The sequence below is a fragment of the Elioraea sp. genome (assembly GCF_051860475.1).
Taxonomy (GTDB): domain Bacteria; phylum Pseudomonadota; class Alphaproteobacteria; order Acetobacterales; family Acetobacteraceae; genus Elioraea.
This window is the reverse complement of record NZ_JBHYDW010000076.1, coordinates 1-21530: the sequence shown is the minus strand read 5'-3', so window position 1 is coordinate 21530 and position 21530 is coordinate 1. Positions and strand designations below refer to the sequence as shown.

Sequence of the window (21530 nt, the reverse complement as noted above, 5' to 3'; positions counted from 1 at the left end):
CCGACCGGCCGGGCCGCCAAGCGCGAGTCCTCCGCCCCGTCGATCAGCGAGGTCGTGGTCACCAAGGTGATGGACGTGTCGTCGCCGAAGCTGCTCGAGGAGAGCCTGATCGGCCAGAGCGGCAAGATGGTGAAGGTCGCCGTCACGCGCACCGGCAAGGAGATGGCCGAGCTCTGCATGTACAAGTTCGAGGACGTGCTGATCTCCGGCTATTCGGTGTCCTCGGGCGGCGACCAGCCGTCGGAGTCGCTCAGCCTGAACTTCGTGAAGATCGAGTACAGCTACACGGGCAGCGATGCCGCCGGCAAGGACGCGAACAAGATGAAGGTGGCCTACGACATCGGCCAGGCCACCACGCTCTGACGCGCCTCGACGCGTGACGGTTGCGGGCCCGGCCGTCGCGCCGGGCCCGTTTCGTCTCTGCTGCGGGTCAACGCATGAGGGCTGCACCAGTCACCGACCGGGACGAGCCGCACCAGGCCCTGGACCGGGGCGGTGACGGATCACCGTTCGCAAGGCCGCCGCCGGCGGGCATTGCTGTCATCGACCGCCTCTCGATTCCGGCCGGGGTTTCAGCTACGTTGCCAAGCAGTAGCGATCCGGGTCCGGCGAGCGCCCGGCCGGAAGGGCGACACGGACGGAAAGGAACAGCGTCTCATGGCCATCTACATGAAGTACGACGGCATCGACGGGAACGTCACCGCCAAGGGCTACGAGAAATGGATCGAGCTCGGCTCGGTGCAGTTGGGCAGCGGTCGCGGTATCTCCACCCCGACCGGCCGGGCCGCCAAGCGCGAGTCCTCCGCCCCGTCGATCAGCGAGGTCGTGGTCACCAAGGTGATGGACGTCTCGTCGCCGAAGCTGCTCGAGGAGAGCCTGATCGGCCAGAGCGGCAAGATGGTGAAGGTCGCCGTCACGCGCACCGGCAAGGAGATGGCCGAGCTCTGCATGTACAAGTTCGAGGACGTGCTGATCTCCAGTTACTCGGTGTCCTCGGGCGGCGACCAGCCGTCGGAGTCGCTCAGCCTGAACTTCGTGAAGATCGAGTACAGCTACACGGGCAGCGATGCCGCCGGCAAGGACGCGAACAAGATGAAGGTGGCCTACGACATCGGCCAGGCCACCACGCTCTGACGCGCCGGTGCGCTGTCCGCATCACGGGCAGCGCACCACCACCACCGTGACGTTGTCGGTGCTGCCCGCCGTCATCGCGAGCGCGATCAGCGAGTCCGCAAGCCCCTGCCCGTCGCCGCCCGCGATCAGAGCCGACGCGATCGCCGCATCGCCGAGATCCTTCGCCACCCCGTCCGAGCACAGCACGAACAGATCGCCTGACATGACCTGCCCCGTCACCTTGTCGAGGTTAAGCGTGTCGTCGGCGCCGACCGCGCGCGTGACCACGTTGGCGTGCGGGTGGCGCGCGGCCCCCTCCTCCGTGAGCGCTCCCGCATCGACCAGCTCCTGCACCATCGAGTGGTCGCGCGTCAGCCGCGTCAGATACCCGCCACGCCAGAGATAGCAGCGGCTGTCGCCGGCCCAGAGGCAGGCGAAATGCCCCCCCCGGAGCATCAGCGCGACCACGGTCGAGGCGAGCATCGCGCTCGGTCCGCGCGCGCGTGCCTCCTCCCGCAGTGCCGCATTCGCCTCTTCAAGCGCGTCGCGGGTGCGCGCAAGCAGCTCACCGGAAGAAAGCCCCAGCGGCAGCGCGCGCAGCTCCTCGACCACGCGCGCCGAGGCAATCTCGCCACCGCCGTGCCCGCCGGCGCCGTCGGCAACGGCCCAGAGCCCGATCTCGGAGCGCAGCAGGTACGCATCCTGGTTGCTCGGCCGCTTCGTTCCGGCATGCGTGGCACCCCAGCCGCGGCAGGGAGCGGGCGCGCTCATGGCGCGGCCGCCTCGCCCGCCGCATCAGCGAGCATGTCGGCGAACGCCGGTGGCGCCGGCAGCGCGGTGAGCTCGAGCCGTCGCGGCTGGACGCGCGGCGCACCGAGCGTCTGCCACACGCTGCCGCCGGCCATCGTACCCTCGGGCGGCGGGCCCGTCGGGGCGAGGGCGGCCGCGAGCCTCTCCGCAGTCCAGCCCTCGGTCACCGCGTCGATCGCGATGGCCTCCAGCGCGTCGTGCCAGGGCGATGCGCCCGGATCCGGCGCGGCGTCGGTCAGCGCCGCGAGCGTGATCGGGAAGTGCCGCCCGACCGCATCGACGCTGGGCGCGAGCACGCCGGCAGCACCACGCGCGCCGCACACGCCGGGGGCGAGCGCGAAGCGCCAGATCGGCGCCTCCAGGAACGCCGCGAGCCACGCCTCGCCGAGCCGCGCGCGGCTCTCCTCCAGCCCGGCGCGCAGCCACGCGTCCCAGGGTGCGACGAACCCCTCGGGCAGGGACCGGCGAACGAAATCCCTCTGCTCCGGCAGCTTGCCGAACAGCCCGGGCGGCGAGGCCGCGCCCACTATTGCAGCGCCGGGCACCGGAACTCCGAGAGTTCGCGCAGCGCGAACGGATTGAACACGCTGCCGGCGCGGACGACGTAGGTGACGCTGCGCTCGCCCAGCGAGAAGGTGAGCGAGAATTCCTCCGGCACCCGCCCACGCGCGACCTGGGCGCGGCTGAACAGCCGGAACAGCGCCCAGGGACCCGATTCGTTGATGGTGCCCACGCCACTCGCGGGCGGGGGGTCGAGCACCAGGCGGACATTGGTCATGCGGTTCGGCCCGGGCCACATCACCTGGGTCGGCCGCGACGGCCCGTGCGCGTAGGAGATCGTCACGCCGTCGAGATCGAGCAGCGCCTGGCGCGCCCCCTGATCCATCGAAACGGGCTGGATCTCGAAGCGGATCTGCGGCTGCGGCCCGCCGGCGAAGAACACGTCGCGGATCACGCTGGCGCGGTAGAAGTTCATCAGCGCCCCCTGGCTGATCGGTAGGGTGATCCCGTCCGAGGGCTGCGCCCGCCACGGCCGCGCGCCGATATCGACGAACGGACGCAGGTTGGTGTTGAAGAACCCGTCGATCAGCCCGCCCGGCGCGAACAGCCGCGCGAAGTCGTCCATCGGCGTCTCGGCCTGCGCGCCACGCACGAACGGGAAGCGGTTGCCGACGGCTGCCGTGCAGAGCGGCGCCACACCGGCGGCAAGCGCGCCGGCGACCGCCTGCTGCACGCCGCCCGCGCGCACCGCCGTACCCGACTGCGCGACCCCGCGCAGCCAGGTGTTCACCGGCGGCGGCACGCGCGCGGCCTCGCCCTGGAGCTGCTGCGCCGGATCGAGCCCCGCGGCCGGCGGCGGCGCGCCGGCGGGCGAGGCGGCGAGGCGCGCAAGCTGCTGGTAGAGCTCGTTCATGATTCTGAGCGTGTTGTCGATCGGCGCGCCGGGGCCGGCGCCGACATAGCTGCGCAGCGCCTCGAACTGCTCGTCGATCGCCGCGCCGATCGGCTTCGGCGCCTCGCCGGCCGGTGCGGCCGCGCCGAACACGGCCTGAAGCCGCTGCGCCGGCGTGGTCGGGGCCGCGCCGGGCTGCGCGCCCGGCTGCGCCGGCGCCGCGTCGGGGTCGCGCGAGAGCGTGAGCTGGCGTGCGACCGCTGCCAACAGGTCACGCATCGGCGATTGCGGTGCCGACAGGATGTTCAGCGTGTCGATCGCCTGCGGCATGGCGCGGAACGGCACGATCGCGAGATCGTTCAGCAGCTCCTGCCACGCCTGGGCGTAGGCCGGGTAGTAGTGCTCGTCGAGGATCTGGCGCTGGAGCCGCGCGAGAGCGGCCTCGTCGAGCGTGACCGCGCTGCCCGGGCCGAGCACCCAGGACTCCGAGGCGACCTCGCGCGCGACGCGCGGCAGCGCCGGCAGCACGGCGCGGTGGAACCCCTCGACCGTATAGACGCCCGGGATCCCCTCGGTGAGCGGCTTGCCCGAGGCTCGGGTGAACACCCGTGCGCCGGCCGCGCCCGCCGCCTGGGCGGGCGAGAAATCGGGGATGTTGGCCGCGGCCGCGAGCGGGCGGAGCCGCGAATAGGCCCGCCCCGCCAGCGGCAGGCGCGAGAACACCCGCCGCGCCTCGTCGATCAGTGCGCCGTCGAGCGGGTAGGCAGCCATCGGTGCGGCGAGCATGGCGTCGAGATGACGCGCCAGCCGCGTGCGCGAGTCTGCGTGCTGCGGAAACGCCTGCTGCCAGTCGAGCGCCATCCAGTCGCGGATCAGCGCGCGGTCCAGCGGCCCCTGCTGGCCGAGCATCAGATAGACGCGCGTCGCCTCGTAGAGGAAGTCGGGGCGGTTGAGCGCGCCGCGCATCTGCGATTCCAGCCGCCAGAGCAGGCGCGGCAGCAGCACGCGGTCGAGCTGGCGGCGATAGACGGCGTTCGAGGCCGCGGCGAGCTTGTCCGCCTGGCCGAGCCCGAACCCTGAGCCCCGCTCCTGGTCGTCCGGGCCGAAGGGCAACGCGCGGGCGCGGTCGAGCAGCGGCAGCACAGCAAGCAGATCCGCCTCGGCCACCGGATCGAACTGCACCGCCTGCGCAGCCTCGGCGAACTCGCGCTTGGCCGTCTCCAGCCGGGCGACCTGCTCCTGGTTGGTGCGGTAGGCGTTGAACCACACGCCGCCGAGGCCGAGCACGGCAAGCGCCGCGAGCACCCAGGCGCCGATCGAGATCACCCGCTTGCGCGTCTGCGCGCCGGGCTTGGAGGCGACGAGTCCGGACTCGCCGAACACCACCTCGCGCAGCAGCCGGCCGAGGAAGTAGCTCCGCCCCTGCCCCGGCGCAGGCGCGGCGGCGCGCGCGCTCGGCACGTTGAACAGCCGCGCCATCGCCCCGGTGAGCCGGTCGATCGGCGTACCCTCCTGCGTGCCGGAGGTGAGATAGACGCCGCGCAGGAACGGTGCCGGATCGAGACGGCTCTCGCCGAACGCCGCGTCGAGGAACTCCGCCGCTGGGCCCTCCATCGAGGCGAGCTGCGCCGGGAAGGCCGCCAGCGCCGCGCGCCGGTCGGGGCTGCGCTCGGTCTGCACGCGCACGGGGATGCGCGCATTGATGCGCTCGAGCAGGCTCGCGAAGGCGGCGCGGAACGGCTCGGCGCCCTTGGCGTCGCGCGGGAAGGTCTCGCCCCAGACCTGGTCCCGCCCCTCCTTGTCGAGATCGTCGAAATGCTCGGTGAAGCCGGCGATCAGGTCGGCCTTGGTGAACAGCACATAGACCGGCAGGCGCACGCCCAGCCGCTCGTCGAGCTCCTTCAGCCGCGCGCGCACGGCACGCGCATGCGCGAGCCGATCCTCGCGCGAGAGGGTGGCGAGATCGGCGACGCTGATCGCCACCAGCGCGCCGTTCAGCGGGCTGTTCGGGCGGTTCCGGCGCAAGAGATCGAGGAAGGCCTGCCAGCCGGCCTTGTCCACCGCCGCATCGCTGTCCTGGGTGGTGTAGCGGCCGGCCGTGTCGATCAGCACAGCCTGGTCGGTGAACCACCAGTCGCAGAGCCGCGTGCCGCCGACGCCGGAGAGCCGCGCCCCGCCCATCCGGTCGGCGAGAGGGAAGTTGAGCCCCGCGTTCATCAGCGCCGTGGTCTTGCCCGAGCCGGGCGGGCCGATGATCACGTACCAGGGCAGTTCGTCGAGCGCGCCCGAGCCGCGCGCCTTGGAGAGCAGGGTCAGCGCCTCGGCGAGCTTGCTCTTGAGCGCGGCGACCTCGTCCGAGACCGCCTCGGCGGTCGGGTCGGCCGCGGAGGCGCCGGCGATCAGCGCTGCTTCGGCCTTCTTCCGCTTGCGCCAGGCGATGAAGGTCCAGACCGCCCAGATCAGCACGAGCACCGCGATGATGCCGAGCCGCACCATCTCGCTCTCGAGCGGCGCGACCCCACCGATCACGAGCAGCGGCCCGAACCACCAGATCAGCGTCGCGAGCAGCCCGACGCCGATCAGGCTGACGCCGGCGCGCAGCCAGAGCTTGCCGGCCAGCGCCGCGAGTCCCGCCGGCGGCTTCACAGCGGCCGCTCCATGCGCGGCATGATCAGCTCGATGCGGCGGTTCTGCTCCCGCCCTTCGGGCGTCGCGTTGTCGGCGATCGGCTCGGCATCTGCTCGCCCCTCGGAGCGCAGGCGATTGGGATCGCCGATCGTGCGCGCGATCACCGCCCGTGCCGATTCCGCGCGCGCGGTCGAGAGGTGGTAGTTGGAGGGGAAGCGCACGGTGCGGATCGGGATGGAGTCGGAATGTCCGACCACCAGAACGTCACCCGGCTCCTCCTTCAGCGCATTGCCGATGCGTTCCAGGATCGGCACGAAGCGCGGCGTCACCTCCGCCTGGGCCGAGGCGAACATGCCCGAGGCCTTGATGCGGATGACGATGATCTGCGGCGAGGCGAGCACGGCGACCAGCCCCTCGCGGATCTCCGGCGCGAGGAAGGTGGCGATCCGCGTCGGCTGGTCGGGCCCGGCCTCGGGCGGCGGTGGAGGCGGCGGAGGTGGCGGCGGGGCCACGCGGGCGAGTGCGGGCTGGGTCAGCGGCGGCACCTGGAGCACCTGGGCGAACACCGAATCCGAGCGGCTGTTCAGCGAGAAGGCGAAGAAGGCGTAGAGCCCGCCCAGAATCGCCGCCGCCAGCGCGCCGATCACCCAGATCGGCACCGCGCGGCCGGGCGGGCGCCATGCGGCCTCCAGCCCGCGCCATCTCGGCGAGAGATCGCGGTGCGGCGCCTGGCGATGGCCCATCACCACCGCGTAGAGGCTCTCGCGCACCCGCTCGTGCTCGGCGGGTCCGCGCGCGCTCAGCCGGTAGCGGCCCTGGAAGCCGAGGCTGAGGCAGAGATGCATCAGCTCCAGCACCTCCTTGTGCCGGCCGGGTTCCTTCTGGAGATGCTCGAGCAGCGCGAAGAACCGGTCGCCCGAGCCGGTCTCGCGGTGGAACGTCGAGATCAGGCTCGAGGTCGCCCAGGCGCTCTGGCTGCCCCAGGGCGTGTTCAGCACGACGTCGTCGAGCGTGGCGCAGAGCACGTAGTGCGCAGCGCGGATCTGCTCGGCCGGTACGCCGCCTGCGCGCGCATCCGCCTCGAACTGGCGCAGCGCGGCGATCGCGCGCTCGCGCAGATCGCCGGCCTCGGGCGGGCGCGCGGTGTTGCGGAGCCGGCCGACCAGATCGAGCAGCGGCGCGGCCGCGGCGGCGACCGCGTTGATGCCGACGCGCGGGATCGCCTCGGCACCGCCCGAAGCGGGCGCGGTGGCGAGCGGCGGCAACGGCGAGGACTCGGCAGGCGCGGCGGCCTGGCGCTGCTCCACGCGCGCCCGTCCGCCCGGCGCGGGGCGGATCACTGTCCGGTCGTCGTCGCCGGGTTCGGCGAAGGGGTTGTCCTGTGGCATCTGGCGCTCCTCAGCCCCGGATCGCCCAGAGCTCGAGCTTTAGGTTGGGATAGTCGCCCGAGACATGGATCGCGAACCCGCCCGAAGTCTGCATCTGCTGCCAGTGCGGGCTGCCGCGATCGAGCTCGAAGTAGGTCGCCCCGGCGTAGAACGGGATCTGCCGCGGCGCGACCGGCAGCGGCCGCACCTGGATGCCGGGCAGGGCGACATTGACCAGCTCGCGGATCTGCTCGACCGCGCCGATCTTCACCGTGTTCGGGAACACGCGGCGGAGCTGCTCGGCCGGCATGTCGGCCTGCACCGAGAGGACGAACTGCGACGCCTTGAGAATATTCCGATCGACGATCGGCCCGACCCGCACGCCGAAGCGCCGCTCCTGCAGCGGGATCGCGACCGCCGTGGTTTCGACCACCGCCGAGAGGCTCTTGCGCAGATCAGCGATCACAGGGGCAAAGCTGCGTTGCAGGTCCTCGTGGCGATAGGCCGGATAGGCGGGCGGGCGGCGGGACGCCTCGGTGAAGGTGGCAAGTTCGCCGGCAAGCGAGGCGAGGGCGCGGTAGAGCGTCTCGGGGTGCACCGCGCCGGCCGCGGACCAGTGCGACAAGAGCGGCTCGACGCGGTTGATGGTCTGGAGCAGCAGGAAGTCGGTGATCTCGGCGACGCCGCGCGCGCCCGGCTGGCCAAGCCGCGCCGCGATCGCCTCGGCGCGCTGGCGCAACATGCCCGTGAGCTCGTTGATGAACCCCATCAGGGGGGTGACCGCGCTGCACACCAGCGCCGGCGCGATCCAGCGCTCGTCCAGCACGATCTTGCGGTCCGGCAGCACTTCCAGGATGCGCGCGACCGGCAGGCCGACGAAGCCGCCGCGGTCCTGGGTCTCGAGCAGATAGCTCAACCGGAGCCGCCCGACCTGGAGCTCGGCGGCGGAGGCCGACGCCGAATGCGTGTCGAATGCCTCGTAGGCGGAGGGCGCGAATCGCGTCGCCTTCGCCTCGGGCCCGTCGGACGCGACCTCGATCGCGCCGGCCTGGCGCGTCGGCGCGGCCAGATAGACGAGGCAGTTGCGGACATTCTCGCCCGGCTCGATCGGTGGCGGATGGTCGGTCTCGTCCGGGATGGCGAAGGGTGTGCCGTCCTCCAGCACGCCGGCGGCAGCGGCGAGCGCGAAGCGGCCGGTGCCGAGCAGCTCGCGGTCGATCGTCACGCTGGCCACGCCCCAGGGGAATGGCGTGAGCGAGGCGGTCGCCGATCGCACGAGCGCCTCGACGAAGCGATCCTGCTGCTGGAAGTGCTGCGCGCGCAGGAACATCCCCTCGCGCCAGACCACCTTGTTCTGCCAGAACATTCCGTCCCTTCCACCTGAGGTGGTGCAGGCTACATCGGTTCGCTAGGCGGGGTTAAGCGCGCTCTCCAGTCGGTCGGCCGTCAGGCGGAGCCGCGTCACCCCGGTCGAGGCGACAGGCTGGATCGATTTCCACTGCGCCCGGTCGATGTCGCGGAACAGCACGGCGGTGCCGAGGAAGCGCGTGCGGCTGTCGGCCTCGCGGGTGATCTGGCGCGTCTGGCCCGGCTCGAACACGATCTGCTCGCTCGCGATCAGCTCGGCGCCCAGCGTGGCGGCCTCGCGCTCGATCAGCGCGAACACGTCCGCCGCCTGGAACTTGCCCGCCGCCGTCAGCAGGTAGAGCTTCACCGCGACCGGCAGCGGGCGGCCGTCGATCCCGGGATTCACCTGCGGGCCGACCTGCACCGTGAGATCGACGACCGGCGGCGGCGCGGGCCCGGCGCCGGCGACAAGTCCGGCCCCAAGCGAGGCCAGCACCAAGCGCCGTCCCGGCGCGCCCAGGGGTCTCTGCATCACGCTCGCTCCTCCCTTACCGCTTGCCCGAGGCGGCCTCGTAGGCCTTGGCGAAGACGCGCGCGAAGGCACCATCGGAACTGTCATCGAGATCGGCCAGCGCAGCCGCGAAGCGCTGCTCGTAGAGCTCGAAGGCCCGCGCGCGCTTCTGCGCCGGGAGCAGCGACAGGCCCCCGCCCTGCTCGGCCTCGGTCCGGATCGCGGCCGGATCGAGCCGGGCAAGCAGCCCGCGCACCGCCGCCTGCATCGCCTCCATGGTGGCGATCTCGTGGCGCTTGATGTCGTCGAGCGCGTCCTTCACGGCCGCCTCAGGCGCCATGAACGCACGGCTGCGCCCGAGCATCGCCACCAGCGCGTCCTCAGGCGTGGGGCTGAACTTCAGCGGGTTGTTGCCGCGCGCGGCGATGATGGTCTGCTCGATCCGGAACTCGCTCTTGATGGTCGCGCGCGTGATCAGCACCTCGCGCAGCCCCTCGACGAAGGCGCGGAACGCAGCCCCCAGCCCCTTCATCAGCGTCGCCGGATCGGGCCCGCCGGGCTCGATGCCGGCGAGCCCCATGCCGTCGAGAAAGGCGTTGAGCAGCGCGGCATCGCCCGGGGCCGCAGCGGGCTCGGGCGCGCGGGCGACGGGCGGCGGCGCGGCGGCGGGCGGAGGCGGCGCCTGGTGCGCCGGCAGCGTGGGCGGCCCAGGCGGCGCAGGCGGCGCGTCCAGGTCCCAGGAACCGGGCGGCAGGGGCTCTGCCGGCCGCGCCGGCGGCTGCGGCGGGGTCAGCGGTTCGTCGAGGTCCCACGCGTCGGGGAGCTTGCCGCCAGGGCCCGATGGCGGGGCCGACGGCTTGCCCGGGGGCGCGTCTAGGTCGAAGTCGTCGGGGATCACCGGCGTCGACACCCTGGGCGGCGCATAGAAGTCGGACCCCGCCGGGGTGTGGTCGGGACGGCTGCCACCGTGCCAGGGCTCGGACTCCTGCGGCCCCGGGGCGTCGGGGCTGAAATCGTCCGGGATCAGCGGCCCGCCGACATCCACCCGACCCGGCCCCACCGGAGGCTCGGATGTGAACGGCGCGAACGGGTCGTCATGGGCCGGGAGCCCGCCGATACCGCCGATCGTCGCCGAACCGGCGTCCTGGATGCGCACCTCGATCTCGTACTCGCCGAGCGTCAGCCGGTCACCGTCATGCAGCGGCACCTCGTTGCCCTTGCCGATCGGCGTGGGCGAGCGATTGACATGCGTGCCGTTGGTCGAGAGGTCGGTGACGCGCCACGCACCGCCGCGGAACGCCACGCTGCAATGCCGACGCGACAAGTGCTGGTCCGGATCGGCCAGCTTCCAGGAGCAGTCCTCGCCGCGGCCGATCACCACCTCGCCGCCGCCGAAACTGCGGCTCTCAGGCACCGCCGCGTCGGGGCAGCGGACGATCGACAGCACCAGGTCCATCGTCAGGTCATCCGCCGATCAGCACGGTCGGCGCGCCGGGGCCCACGATCACGCCGCCATGGGCACACTGGCTGGTCAGCCGCGCCGCCGGCAGGTTCATGATCAGAACCGTCATGCTGCCCATGACAATCACGTCCGGCGGGCCGACGCAGATGCACATGTCGGTCACCCGCGCGGCCGGCAGGCCCATGATCAGGACCGTCGGCGCGCAGGGTCCGGAGATCGGTCCGCCGACATGCGGCACGGGCCCGGTGAACATCGGGCAGACATGCATATCGGTGATCCGGGCGGCCGGGAACATGGCGCCTCCCTTCAGGCGACCGGCGCGATCCGCCCGGCACCGCCGCCGGCGATGTCGAGCGCGCTCGCAAGGAAGGCGCGCAACGTCGCATCCGCCTTCTCGGGATGCTTGCGCACGGCGGCGAGCGACACCGCGCCGGCGACCGCGAGCCCGGTCAGGTGATCGCCCGGCGGCACCACGGGCTGACCCTCCGGCGCCATCGAGCCGCCGGACCAGAACGCGCCGATCGCGGCCCAGGCCTCGGGCGTGCGGAACCCGGCCGCCTCAGCCTTGGCCATGGCCTGGCGGCGGTTCGGCTCCTCGGGCTTGCGCACCCAGGTCTCGGCCGCGGTCAGGGCCTCGACGTCGGCGGGCGGCGGGGCAGGCTCGGTGGCGCGCGCGCACATGCAGGCCCACCAGACCGCCTCGCGCTTGGGCAGCGCATGCGCGACCATCCGGGTGGCATCGGTGACCAGCCCGGCCTGCGCCAGCGCGTCGATCGCCGCCGGCACGTCCGGGCAGCCGGAGGCGATCTTCAGCGCATCCGGCGTCAGGTCGGCCCGCTCCAGCACCGTCTTCATCTCCGCCGCCTTCAGCTTGACCGGCGGGCGCTGAGGCGAGGCAGTGTCCTGCGTGCTCATCGCCCCTCGCTCAGTTGATCATCACGATGCCGCCCTTGACCATCAGCATCGCGTCGCCGCCCACCTTGGTCATCAGGCCCTTCGCCTCCAGCATGACGGTGCCCTCGATCTTCACCATCATCCCTTTGATGGTCACGCCCATCTGGTCGATCTTCACGCTCGAGCCGCCGACCTTGAGCATGATCTCCTGCATGGCCTCGATGGTCACCTTGCCGAGCGGCACCTTCACGTCGTAGTTGCCCATGCCGACCTTGGTGTCCATGTTCCCCATGTCCACCTTGGTGCTGTAGTTGCCCATCTTGACCTGGACCGCACGGTTTCCCTGGTCGATCGTCACCTTGTGGTCGCCCTGGGTGACCTTGAACGCGTAGTCGCCCTTGGTGATGTGGTCCTGCTTGCCGTCAACCTTGAAGCTGCGGTCCGCCTTCACGTGGACGGTCTCGTTGTTCTTCACCAGCCGCTCGTAGTCCTTCTGCGCCTGAAAATAGACCTTCTCGCTGCCGGCCTTGTCGTCGAACCAGAAGGCGTTGAAGTCCGAGGCCCCCCCACCCGTGGAGGAGCGGGTGATGAAGCCGGTCTTGGTCTTCTCGTCCGGCAGCGGGATCGGCACGGTCTTCTGGCCGTTGTGCAGCGAGCCGATGATCACGGGATGGTTCGGATCGCCATCGAGGAACCCGACCAGCACCTCCGAGCCGATGCGCGGGAAGTGGAACATCCCCCAGCCCTCGCCGGCCCAGGCCTGGCTGAGGCGGCACCAGCAGGAGCTGTTCTCGTCCTTGGCCCCGAGCCGGTCCCAGTGGAACTGCACCTTCACCCGGCCGAACTCGTCGACGAAGATCTCCTCCCCCGACGGCCCCACCACCACCGCCGACATCAGCCCGGGCATCGTCGGCGGTGTGGAGCGGATCGCCGGGCGATAGGTCAGGTCGGCCGGGAAACAGATCACCGAGCAGCCGTAGCTCGGCACCGAACGCGCATTCAGGTGGGTCTCGTCCACTGCCTGGTGGCTCTGTGTCTCCACCACCAGCTTGCGATCGGCCGCGTCGTCATCGGCATAGGTGCCGATCGTGATCCGATGTCCGGGCGCAAGCCAAGCCGACGCGCTCGAGAAGCTGACGCGGGCCGACTGCGCCTCGATCGCCTCGATCATGCGCTGCTTGATCGGATCGCCGTCGGAGGCGGACGCCGCGCTGTCGCCCTTGCCGGTGGTGGCGTAGTGGCCGGGCCAGTCGAACACCTCGAACTTGTCGGCCAGTGGACGGCCGAGCACCGAGTTCGCCTCGGCCGGCAGCACGTCCTGCGAGGCGCGGAACTCGTAGTCGGCAGTCGCCACCTTGCCGGGCACCCACGCCTCCTCGACGGTCGTGCCGCTGTGGGTCGCGACACCCTGCGCGCCGAGCGCCGAGACGAGCTTGGGCCCGTCGGCCTCGGGGAAGGCGTTGTTGGTGTCGCCGATCACCAGCGTATGGGCGCCATCGGCGTGGGTGCAGTACCAGAACAGCCCGTCCTCCGCCATCAGCCGGCAGGCGAAGTCGAAGTCGGTCTCGTTGTACTGGATCACGTACTCCCGGGTCGGCAGCGAGCCTTCGATCTGGAAGTCGTAGGCGCTGAACCCCGCATCACCGAACAGGACCTCAAGGATCTCCTGCGTCGTCTTGCTCTGGAACACCCGGCAGTCCCTGGTGTGCGTGAGGAACCAGAACCACGGAACGATCTCGGCGACATACTGCGTGTAGTCGCGGCTCGTGCCTTCGCCCGGCCCGAATCGGACGACATAGCCGTTGATGTGGCGCGCCCCCTCTTCCTTGGGCGCGATGGTACAGGTCACCGCCTTGCCGAGGATGTCGTTCGCCGCGATCGCCGGATCGTTCGCCGACAGATCGAGCCGAAAACGGAACAGCCTGCCGATGCCCTCCTCGCCGTGCAGCCCCCGCAGGATCAGCACGTCGTCGCCGAGCGGCGAGGCGATCTTGAGAAGCCGTCCCTCCTGGCTCAGCGTCGTCATGATCTGCTCAGACTGCGGTCCATCGCCGAAACTATACCCAGTCCTCGCCCGCTGGTCACGCAAACCCGTCCGCCGCGCGAGGCCTTTCCGCGGAAACGAGTGCCGAACATGCCGACGCAACCACCTCTCACACGATGAGATGTGTCGCGGTGCACGGTGCTATCCGCCCCTGCGCTTGCCCTTGGCCCGCTTGGCCAGCATGTCGTCGTAACGGTCCGCCGGCAGAATCAGCAGCACCCGGTCGCCCGCGTGCACCTGGTCGGTCTCGGACGGCAGCACGAAGCCGTCGCCGCGGAAGATCGCGAGCGGCTTCACCCCGCGCGGCAGGTCCTTCAGCACCTCGCGCTCGGCATCCTCCATGCTGGCGATGAAGGTGAACAGCCGGAACCCGGCCGGGATCATCTGTTCCGCACCTGTTCCCGCCCCGCCCTCGACCCGGTCGGCGATCGCCTGGGCCATGGTCCGTTCCGGCACGAGCAGTTCGGTCAGTCCGACCTCGATCGCGACGTTCTCCAGTTCCGGGTCCGAGACCTTCGGCAGCACGCGCTGGAACCCGACCGAGCGGCCCACCAGTGCAGCCAGGATGTTGTCCTGATCGCCGCTGGTGAGCGCGAGCAAGGCCTCGCACTCGTCGGGCGAGGTTTCCTTCAGGATCGAGGGCCGGATCCCGTCGCCGGCAACAAAGGCGGCGTCGAGCCGCTCGCCGAGTTCATCGATGCGGGCGCGGTCGCGCTCGACGATCACCACCTCGTGGCCGCGTTGTGTCAACGACTCGGCGGTGGCCGCCGCCAGATTGGACGCGCCGACGATCACCACCCGCATCGCTATCTCCCTTCGTCCTGGCGCCGTCCGATCCAGGTGCGCGGATAGGCGAGCACCAGGAAGGCGACGATCTCCAGACGCCCGACCAGCATTGTCACGGTGAGGACCAGCTTCAAGGGCCACGCGAGCGTGTGCGAGGCGACCCCCACCGAGGCGCCGCAGGTCGAGAGCGCGGAGGCGCAATCATAGAGCGCATCGACCGGATCGATGCCGGCGGCGAGGAAGATACCCCAGACCGCAATCAGCACCACCGCGAACAGCGTCACGACGGTCGCGGTGCCGCGGATCAGGTCGGCCTCGCCGGCCCGTGTCGGAATCACTGCGTGCGGCGCCAGGGCCGTGCGCGCGATCGCGCTCCGGATCAGCCGCAGCATGGCGATCAGGCGGAACATCTTGATCCCGCCTGCCGTAGAGGCAGTGTCGCCGCCGAGGATCATCTGCGTGATCATCACCAGTTTCGAGGCGGCATCGAGCGGGGCGAGGTCGAGGGTCGAGAACCCGGTGGTCGCCTGGCAGGAGAGCGACATCAGCGCAGCGTCCCACAGTGTCTCGCGCCAGGGCAGGCCCGAGAGCAGGGTCATCGTGCCGTAAAGCGCCACCGCGCCAAGGATGCAGAGGCCCGCGAAGGCGCGCAGTTCCGGCGCGGCCAGCACCTCGCGCCAGCGCCCTTTGCGCAGCTGCGGCCAGATCAGGAACGAGATCGCGCCGAGCACGCCGCCGAGCATGCCGACCGTCTGGACCGCGCGCCCGCCCACGCCGCCGAGGCTTGCATCGACGGTCGAGAACCCGCCGCCGCAGACGGTCGTGAGCCCGTGCAGCAGCGCAGTCCACGGATCGAGCCCGGCTGCGAGATAGACGGCGATCCCTCCCGCCGACAGCAGGCCATAGACGATCGTCATGGTCCGCATCCAGGCGCGCGAACCCAGCATCACTTCCTCGGCGGTGAGCTGGTACGAGAGCCAGCGGCCCGCCACCGCGCCGCGCTCGAGCGTCAGGAACAGCGCGAGCAGCACGATCATCAGCCCGCCCGACCACTGGCCCCAGGCACGCGCGAACAGGAACGACCACGGCTTGTTCTCGACGCTGTCGAGCGTCGAGAGCCCGGTGGTGGTGACCGCCGAGACGCCCTCGAACAGCGCGTCGATGAACGGCACGCCCTCGGCCCACCAGGGCAACGCGAGCGCGGCCGAGCCGAGCCCGAAGGCAATCGCCGAGATCACCATCGCCTCGTTGGTCTGCGGCACCGCCGCCGGCCTGCCCCACGAGAGCAGTACCCACAGCCCCAGCAGCGTCGCCAGCACGGCGGCATGGGCCCCTGCCCCTGCCCACTCCTGGTCGATCAGCGAGAGCAGCACGAGCGGTGCGTTGATGCCCGTCAGCAGCAGCGCGACGCGCCCTGTGAGCCGCCCGAGCACACGCGGGCGGACGGCGAACGAGAGCGTGGCGGTCGACGCCAAGGCTCAGCCCACCCGCACGGCGCCTGGGCGGTTCCCGGGCCGGGCCGACCGGACGAGCGCAATGCGGAACAAGAGGAATGGCACGTGCGGCAGGATGCGTTCGTTGGACCGGCGAGGAGTCGCAAGGAGACCCTAGCACGTGCATAGCGCGCCATGGCGCCGATTGACGCGCCCCGCCCGTCTGTGCCCGACTCCCGGAACCGACGGGCGGCACAGCGCCCGCAACGAACAGCGACGGGAGGACTCGGATGCTGACACGACGCGGCACATTCGCACTTGCCGGCGGGCTTGGCGCGGGACTGCTCGGACGCCCGGCGATCGCCCAGACACGGACGATCCAGGGCCTGCCCGGCACGATGGTCTGGTCGGTCTATGACGTCGGCTCTACCGGCTATGTCGAGGCCTCGGCGATCGCCGACGCGTTCGGCCGCGCCTTCGGCACCCGCGTGCGGCTGCAGCCCTCCGGCACCTCGATCGGCCGCATCCTGCCGCTGAAGCAGAAGCGCGTGAGCCATGGCTGGCTGGCGAACGAGCTCTACTTCGCGGTCGAGGGGCTCTACGAGTTCGCCGCCCCCGACTGGGGACCGCAGGACTTCCGCACGCTCGCCGGGCGCAAGAACTCGTTCTCGGTGGTGGCGACGAAGGAGAGCGGCATCACCAAGCCGGCCGACCTCAAGGGCAAGCGCATGGCCTATGCGCCGGCGAACTCCTCGGTGAACATCAAGGTCGAGCCGATCCTCGCCTTCGCGGGGCTGACCTGGAACGACGTGCAGCTCGTCCAGGTGCCCTCCTACGGCGCGAGCCTGCGCGCGCTGATCGAGGGCCGCGCCGACTGCGCCGGTGCGGCGCCGGCAGCGGCGGCTCTGCGCGAGCTCGAAGCCTCGCCGCGCGGGATCTCGTGGGTGCAACTCGATCCGGCGAACGCCGAGGGCTGGGCAGCGGCCAAGCGCGCCGTGCCGTTCGTCGAGCCGTTCGCGGAGACGATCGGCGCCGGGCTGTCCGAGGCCGCGCCCGCCTGGCTGATGGGCTACCGATACCCGATGATCACCGTGCCTGCGGACGTGTCGGGCGACGAGGTGTACGCGCTGATGAAGGCGCTCGCCGAGACCTTCGACCTCTACAAGGCCGTGAACCCGATCATGCCGCGCTGGGAGATGGCGCTCGCCGGCACGCCGCCGATGGATGCCGCGTTCCATGACGGGGCGATCCGCTATCTGCGCGAGGCCGGGCAGTGGACAGCAGAGCACCAGTCCTGGCAGAACACGATGCTGAAGCGCCACAAGGCGTTGCAGAAGGCCTGGGCCGAGTTCCTGCCGGAGGCGCGCAGCCGCAATCTCTCCGAGGAGGCTCTGGGCAAGGCGTGGGGTGAGCGCCGCACGGCCACCCTTGCCGCGCTGAGCTGAGGCGCACACGGTGACAGGCCCCGGCGCCACGCCGGCCGGGGCACCTGAAGAGCCGCCGAGCCGGCTGCACGGCGCGGCCTTCGCGGCCGCGTTCGTGCTGTCGGTGGCGGGGCTCGCGATCGCGGTGAACCAGGTGTTCAATCTGAGCCTGTTCGGCTTCCGTCCGGTCAGCACCGCGTTCCACTACCTTGTGATCGGCCTGTTCGGCGCGATCGCGCTGCTCGCCTTCCCCGCCACACGGCGCCACGCGCGCCGCGTGCCGTGGTTCGACTGGCTGCTCGCCGCTTCCCTCGCCGGCCTTGGCGTGTGGCTCGCCGCTTCGGCGCTGACCATCCAGTTGCGCGGCTGGAACGCTGCCGCACCGTTCTGGCCGACCGTGCTGGCGGGTGTGTTCACGGCAATCGTGCTCGAGGGTGTGCGCCGCACCGGCGAGACCATCCTGTTCTTCGTCTGCCTCGTGTTCGGCGCCTATCCGCTGTTCGCGGATGCGATGCCCGGCTTCCTCTGGGGCGTGCAGCTCGACCTGCCGGGCACGATCCAGGAGCACGTGTTCGGCACCGAGAGCGTGATCGGCATCCCGATGCAGGTGGTCGCCGACATGCTGATCGGCTTCCTGGTGTTCGGGGTGGTACTGTCCGCCACGGGGGGTGCGGCGTTCTTCATGAGCTTCGCGCTCGCGCTGATGGGTGCCAGCCGCGGCGGGCCGGCCAAGGTGGCGGTCGTCTCCTCGGCGCTGTTCGGCATGCTCTCCGGCAGCCCGACCTCGAACGTGCTGACCACCGGCACGCTGACCATCCCGACCATGAAGCGCTGCGGCTATCCCGCGCACTACGCCGGCGCGGTCGAGGCGTGCGCGTCCACCGGCGGGGCACTGATGCCGCCGGTGATGGGGGCTGCGGCGTTCATCATGGCGAGCTTCCTGAACGTGCCTTACGCCGAGGTGGTGCTGGCGGCCGCCCTGCCCTCGGCGCTCTACTATCTCGCACTGTTCCTCCAGACCGACCTGTTCGCTGCCCGCAACCACCTGCACGGCGTGCCGCGCGAGGAGATTCCGCCGCTCTGGCCGACGCTCGCGGGCGGCTGGTACTACCTCGCCGCGATCGTCGGCCTGACCGTGCTGCTGATCGTCTATCGGATCGAGGCGCAGGCGCCGTTCTGGGTCTCGCTGTTCCTGCTCGGCGTGGCGCTGCTCCGCCGGCGCGCGACCGGGTTCGGGCTCCGCGCCTTCGTCCGGCTGGTCGTCGAGTCGGGCGAGGCGGTGGCGCGCCTCGTCGCGCTGATCGCAGGGATCGGGCTGATCATCGGCGGGATGTCGGTGACGGGGGTGGCCAACTCGTTCTCGCGCGAGCTCGTGCAGTACGCGGGCGACAACATCCCGCTGCTGCTGTTCTTCGGCGCCGCGACCAGCTTCATCCTCGGCATGGGGATGACCGCCTCGGCCTGCTACATCTTCCTCGCGATCGTGCTCGCACCCGCGCTCGTCACCGCCGGTCTCGATCCGATGGCCTCGCATCTCTACGTGCTCTACTGGGGTCTCGTCTCGTTCATCACCCCACCGGTCGCACTCGCCGCGATCGCCGCCGCCTTCGTCGCCAAGGCGAACCCGATGCGGACAGCCGTGACATCGTTGCGCATCGGTATCCTGCTGATGCTGCTGCCGGTCTTCTTCGTGCTCCAGCCGGCGCTGATCCTGCGCGGCGAGACGGGCACGATCCTGCTCGCGACTGCCACGGCTTCCGTCGCGATCCTGGTGCTCGCCGCTGCCTTCGAGGGCTATCTCTACAGAGTGGGAAGGCTCCCACCCTGGGCGCGCGTCGTGCTCGGTGCGGGCGCGCTGCTGATGCTCGCCCCCGAGCCGGCCACCGACCTGATCGGGTTCGGCATCATCGCCGCAGGCATCATCGCCGCCACGCTGGCGCGCCCCGCGACCCGGTCAGGGTGAACGGACGCGCACCTCCGCCGCCGCTGCCGCGCCTTCGGCGTCGATCACCGTGACGCGGTAGAAGCCAGGGCTCGCCGGCTGCCACGCGGCATCACGACGGTGCCGCGGCGAGACGATCCGCGCGCCGTCCACCAGCCACGTCAGCGGCCGCTGCCCGCCCGCCGCGCGCAACGTCACGGCAGCCCCGTCCGCGAGCGACGCGCCCTGCGGCGGAAACACCAGACGCAGCCGATCCGCGCTTGTCTCGCCGAGCCGCGCGAGTGCCGGTGCCGGCGGCAGTGGCAGAGCATCAGGCAGTGGTCCGGGATCGGGCAGCAGCGCGAACACGCGCAGCATCAGGGGCGTCGCCGTTGCGCGCCCGGTCTGGCCCGGCAGCGGTGTGCCGTCCGGCCGTCCGACCCAGACGCCGACCGTGTGCGTCGCCGAGACGCCGAGCGCCCAGGCGTCGCGATGACCCCAGGACGTGCCCGTCTTCCAGGCGATGCGCGGCGGATGGAGCTGCGGCGGCATGCCCGGCGGCGGCGTGCTGGCGGCAAGGATCGCGCGCACCGCGCCCACCGCCTCGCGCGAGACGAAGCGCTGCCGCGAAGCCGTCTCGCCGGCACGCCAGACGGGCGCTGCAACCATGCCGTCCCCGGCGAGCGCGGCCGCGAGCGCGCTCGCCTCCATCAGCGTCGTGCCGAACCCGCCGAGTGCGACCGGCAGGCCCGGTCCCGCATCCGCAGGCGGCAGCCGCGGCGGGGCACCGACGCGTTCCAGCGCCGCGACGAAGGCGAGCGGGCCGAACGCATCGGCGACCGCAACGGCCGGGAGGTTGAGCGATAGCCTGAGCGCCTCGAACGCGGTGACGTCGCCGGCGAAGCCGCGGTCGAAGTTCTCCGGCGCATAGCCGTCGAAGCGGCGCGGCAGATCGGCGATGCGCGTCTCCGGCCGGACAGCGCCCGCATCGAAGGCGAGCGCGTAGAGGAACGGCTTGAACGCCGAACCGGGCGAGCGGACGGCGCGCGTGAGATCGAGCGTGCCCGCGCGCGCCTCGCCCGGCACCGCGCCGAGATGCGCTGCCACCGTTCGGTCCGCGTTGCGCAGCACAACCACCGCGAGATTGGCGCGCTCATCGAACGACGCTGCCGTCTCCGCGCCGAGCCGTTCCAGCGCGGCCTGCAACGAGGCATCGAGCGTCGTCGCGACGCGTCCCTCGCCGGCCTCGCGCGCGGCGAGGTGCCACGCGAGACGCGGCATCTCATGGCGCGCGGCCTCGACCGGGGACGCCTGCGCTTCCGCCGCAGCGCGCGGCGACAGCACGCCGGTACGCGTCGCGATCTCCAGCACACGGTCGCGCGCCGCCGCCGCGCGCTCGGGGAAGCGGTCGGGCCGCAGCGCCGAGGGCCGCTGCGGCAACGCCACCAGCAGCGCGAGTTCGGCCGGATCGAGCCCCATCGGCGGCCGCCCGAACATCGCGAGCGACGCCGCGCGTACCCCCTCCAGATTGCCGCCGAACGGCGCCAGCGTCAGCCACAGCCCGAGGATCTCATCCTTCGAGTAGCGTGCCTCCAACTGGTAGGCGCGCGCCATCTCGACCACCTTCGACAGCAGCGTGCGCGGCCGCGGCTCAAGCAGCCGCGCGACCTGCATGGTGATCGTGCTGCCGCCCGAGACCACGCGCCCATGCACCGCCGCCTGGGCCGTCGCGCGGGCGAGCGCCAGCGGATCGACGCCGGGATGCCAGCGGAACCGCGCATCCTCGCGCGCGAGCAGCATGGCGACGAAATCGGGCGGCACGTCCTCGACGGTCGTGCGCAGGCGCCACACACCGCGGGCGACCGGGAACACCGACAGCGTCGCGCCCGCGCGGTCGGTCACCTCGGCCGAGACCTCCTGCGCACGCGAGAGATCGGGCGGCAAGGCGCGGTCGAGCGCGACCACGCTCCCCGCCAGCAGCGCGACCGCGAGTGCCGCGCGGCGCATCTCAGTCGGCCGGCGCCACCGTGATCCGCCCGGTGTTCTGGCGCGCGAAGAAGCGCGGCTTGTACATGTCGGTCAGCACCGCGCCGGGCAGTTCGAACCGGCCCGGCGTCACCGCGCGGATGAGGAAGGCAAGCTTGAACGCCGGCTCGTCCGGCGAGAGATCGAGCTGCGCCACCAGCCGGTCGTCGCGCAGCGCCAGCGCGCGCGGCCGCGAGAGCTCGCCGAGGAACGGGAAGGCCGCGACCTCGCCCGGACCGAGCCGCGCCGGCTCCGCCTCCCAGCCCGCGGGCAATCCGTGCACCAGCAGCGCCTGGTGCAGCACGCGCGTCTCCGACCGGCCCTCGATCACCAGGATGAACACGTCGTTCTGGCGCAGCGTGTCGAGGTTCA

The 21530-nt window shown here is 71.4% G+C and carries 18 protein-coding genes; 4 read left to right on the top strand and 14 right to left on the bottom strand.

Annotated features, from left to right (window positions below; genetic code table 11):
* Together ACTIFU_RS14000 and ACTIFU_RS13995 are read left to right on the top strand one after the other, a co-directional pair.
* The coding region (locus tag ACTIFU_RS14000) for a type VI secretion system tube protein Hcp (RefSeq protein ID WP_439578931.1) at window positions 1-363 on the top strand (363 nt) is incomplete at its 5' end.
* Window positions 364-657: 294 nt separating this feature from the next.
* Window positions 658-1134, top strand: coding sequence for an Hcp family type VI secretion system effector (locus tag ACTIFU_RS13995; protein ID WP_439578930.1), 477 nt, complete (start codon window positions 658-660; stop codon window positions 1132-1134).
* 21 nt (window positions 1135-1155) lie between these two features.
* Here the strand turns inward: ACTIFU_RS13995 and ACTIFU_RS13990 are convergent, their stop codons facing one another.
* From ACTIFU_RS13990 to ACTIFU_RS13935, 12 genes are all read right to left on the bottom strand, one after another.
* The gene (locus tag ACTIFU_RS13990; protein ID WP_439578929.1) at window positions 1156-1884 is read right to left on the bottom strand and encodes a PP2C family protein-serine/threonine phosphatase; all 729 of its coding nucleotides are present in this window, start codon (window positions 1882-1884) and stop codon (window positions 1156-1158) included.
* Window positions 1881-2468, bottom strand: coding sequence for a type VI secretion system-associated protein TagF (gene tagF / locus ACTIFU_RS13985; protein ID WP_439578928.1), 588 nt, complete (start codon window positions 2466-2468; stop codon window positions 1881-1883). The genes ACTIFU_RS13990 and tagF overlap by 4 nt, the downstream gene beginning before the upstream one ends.
* The gene (tssM, locus tag ACTIFU_RS13980; RefSeq protein ID WP_439578927.1) at window positions 2450-5962 is read right to left on the bottom strand and encodes a type VI secretion system membrane subunit TssM; all 3513 of its coding nucleotides are present in this window, start codon (window positions 5960-5962) and stop codon (window positions 2450-2452) included. The genes tagF and tssM overlap by 19 nt, the downstream gene beginning before the upstream one ends.
* On the bottom strand, window positions 5959-7332 hold the full coding sequence (tssL, locus tag ACTIFU_RS13975) for a type VI secretion system protein TssL, long form (protein ID WP_439578926.1): 1374 nt from the start codon (window positions 7330-7332) through the stop codon (window positions 5959-5961). The genes tssM and tssL overlap by 4 nt, the downstream gene beginning before the upstream one ends.
* Before the next feature lie 10 nt (window positions 7333-7342).
* Entirely contained in the window at window positions 7343-8677 is a 1335-nt protein-coding gene (tssK, locus tag ACTIFU_RS13970; RefSeq protein WP_439578925.1) for a type VI secretion system baseplate subunit TssK, read from the bottom strand.
* A gap of 42 nt (window positions 8678-8719) precedes the next feature.
* Window positions 8720-9190, bottom strand: coding sequence for a type VI secretion system lipoprotein TssJ (gene tssJ, locus ACTIFU_RS13965; RefSeq protein ID WP_439578924.1), 471 nt, complete (start codon window positions 9188-9190; stop codon window positions 8720-8722).
* Window positions 9191-9206: 16 nt separating this feature from the next.
* Window positions 9207-10625 carry a type VI secretion system-associated FHA domain protein TagH gene (tagH, locus tag ACTIFU_RS13960; RefSeq protein ID WP_439578923.1) on the bottom strand — a complete coding sequence of 473 codons (1419 nt, stop codon included), beginning with the start codon at window positions 10623-10625 and terminating at the stop codon, window positions 9207-9209.
* A gap of 7 nt (window positions 10626-10632) precedes the next feature.
* The gene (locus ACTIFU_RS13955) at window positions 10633-10926 is read right to left on the bottom strand and encodes a PAAR domain-containing protein (RefSeq protein WP_439578922.1); all 294 of its coding nucleotides are present in this window, start codon (window positions 10924-10926) and stop codon (window positions 10633-10635) included.
* Between the two features lie 11 nt (window positions 10927-10937).
* Window positions 10938-11546, bottom strand: coding sequence for a DUF6931 family protein (locus ACTIFU_RS13950; protein ID WP_439578921.1), 609 nt, complete (start codon window positions 11544-11546; stop codon window positions 10938-10940).
* A gap of 10 nt (window positions 11547-11556) precedes the next feature.
* Window positions 11557-13551: a type VI secretion system Vgr family protein gene (locus ACTIFU_RS13945; RefSeq protein WP_439578920.1), complete on the bottom strand. Its 1995-nt coding sequence runs from the start codon at window positions 13549-13551 to the stop codon at window positions 11557-11559.
* Window positions 13552-13710: 159 nt separating this feature from the next.
* The gene (locus ACTIFU_RS13940; RefSeq protein WP_439578919.1) at window positions 13711-14373 is read right to left on the bottom strand and encodes a potassium channel family protein; all 663 of its coding nucleotides are present in this window, start codon (window positions 14371-14373) and stop codon (window positions 13711-13713) included.
* Between the two features lie 2 nt (window positions 14374-14375).
* Window positions 14376-15830, bottom strand: coding sequence for a TrkH family potassium uptake protein (locus tag ACTIFU_RS13935; protein ID WP_439578918.1), 1455 nt, complete (start codon window positions 15828-15830; stop codon window positions 14376-14378).
* Window positions 15831-16078: 248 nt separating this feature from the next.
* Here ACTIFU_RS13935 and ACTIFU_RS13930 point away from each other — a divergent pair, with 248 nt between their 5' ends.
* The gene (locus tag ACTIFU_RS13930; protein WP_439578917.1) at window positions 16079-17233 is read left to right on the top strand and encodes a TAXI family TRAP transporter solute-binding subunit; all 1155 of its coding nucleotides are present in this window, start codon (window positions 16079-16081) and stop codon (window positions 17231-17233) included.
* A gap of 10 nt (window positions 17234-17243) precedes the next feature.
* Complete coding sequence (locus ACTIFU_RS13925) at window positions 17244-19175, top strand: TRAP transporter permease (RefSeq protein WP_439578916.1); 1932 nt, start codon at window positions 17244-17246, stop codon at window positions 19173-19175.
* On the opposite strand, the gene pbpC is transcribed toward ACTIFU_RS13925, so the two are convergent.
* Both pbpC and ACTIFU_RS13915 read right to left on the bottom strand, forming a co-directional pair.
* A complete protein-coding gene (gene pbpC, locus ACTIFU_RS13920; RefSeq protein WP_439578915.1) occupies window positions 19167-21140 on the bottom strand; it encodes a penicillin-binding protein 1C in 1974 nt (657 codons plus the stop codon). The genes ACTIFU_RS13925 and pbpC overlap by 9 nt on opposite strands.
* A gap of 1 nt (window position 21141) precedes the next feature.
* The coding region (locus ACTIFU_RS13915) for a hypothetical protein (protein ID WP_439578914.1) at window positions 21142-21530 on the bottom strand (389 nt) is incomplete at its 5' end.

Bases quoted from the DNA above. Each gene is read 5' to 3' on its own strand.
- ACTIFU_RS13995 (WP_439578930.1), top strand. From the start codon at position 658: ATGGCCATCTACATGAAGTACGACGGCATCGACGGGAACGTCACCGCC.
- ACTIFU_RS13990 (WP_439578929.1), bottom strand. From the start codon at position 1,884: ATGAGCGCGCCCGCTCCCTGCCGCGGCTGGGGTGCCACGCATGCCGGA.
- tssL (WP_439578926.1), bottom strand. From the start codon at position 7,332: ATGCCACAGGACAACCCCTTCGCCGAACCCGGCGACGACGACCGGACA.
- tssK (WP_439578925.1), bottom strand. From the start codon at position 8,677: ATGTTCTGGCAGAACAAGGTGGTCTGGCGCGAGGGGATGTTCCTGCGC.
- tssJ (WP_439578924.1), bottom strand. From the start codon at position 9,190: ATGCAGAGACCCCTGGGCGCGCCGGGACGGCGCTTGGTGCTGGCCTCG.
- tagH (WP_439578923.1), bottom strand. From the start codon at position 10,625: ATGGACCTGGTGCTGTCGATCGTCCGCTGCCCCGACGCGGCGGTGCCT.
- ACTIFU_RS13955 (WP_439578922.1), bottom strand. From the start codon at position 10,926: ATGTTCCCGGCCGCCCGGATCACCGATATGCATGTCTGCCCGATGTTC.
- ACTIFU_RS13950 (WP_439578921.1), bottom strand. From the start codon at position 11,546: ATGAGCACGCAGGACACTGCCTCGCCTCAGCGCCCGCCGGTCAAGCTG.
- ACTIFU_RS13945 (WP_439578920.1), bottom strand. From the start codon at position 13,551: ATGACGACGCTGAGCCAGGAGGGACGGCTTCTCAAGATCGCCTCGCCG.
- ACTIFU_RS13940 (WP_439578919.1), bottom strand. From the start codon at position 14,373: ATGCGGGTGGTGATCGTCGGCGCGTCCAATCTGGCGGCGGCCACCGCC.
- ACTIFU_RS13930 (WP_439578917.1), top strand. From the start codon at position 16,079: ATGCTGACACGACGCGGCACATTCGCACTTGCCGGCGGGCTTGGCGCG.
- pbpC (WP_439578915.1), bottom strand. From the start codon at position 21,140: ATGCGCCGCGCGGCACTCGCGGTCGCGCTGCTGGCGGGGAGCGTGGTC.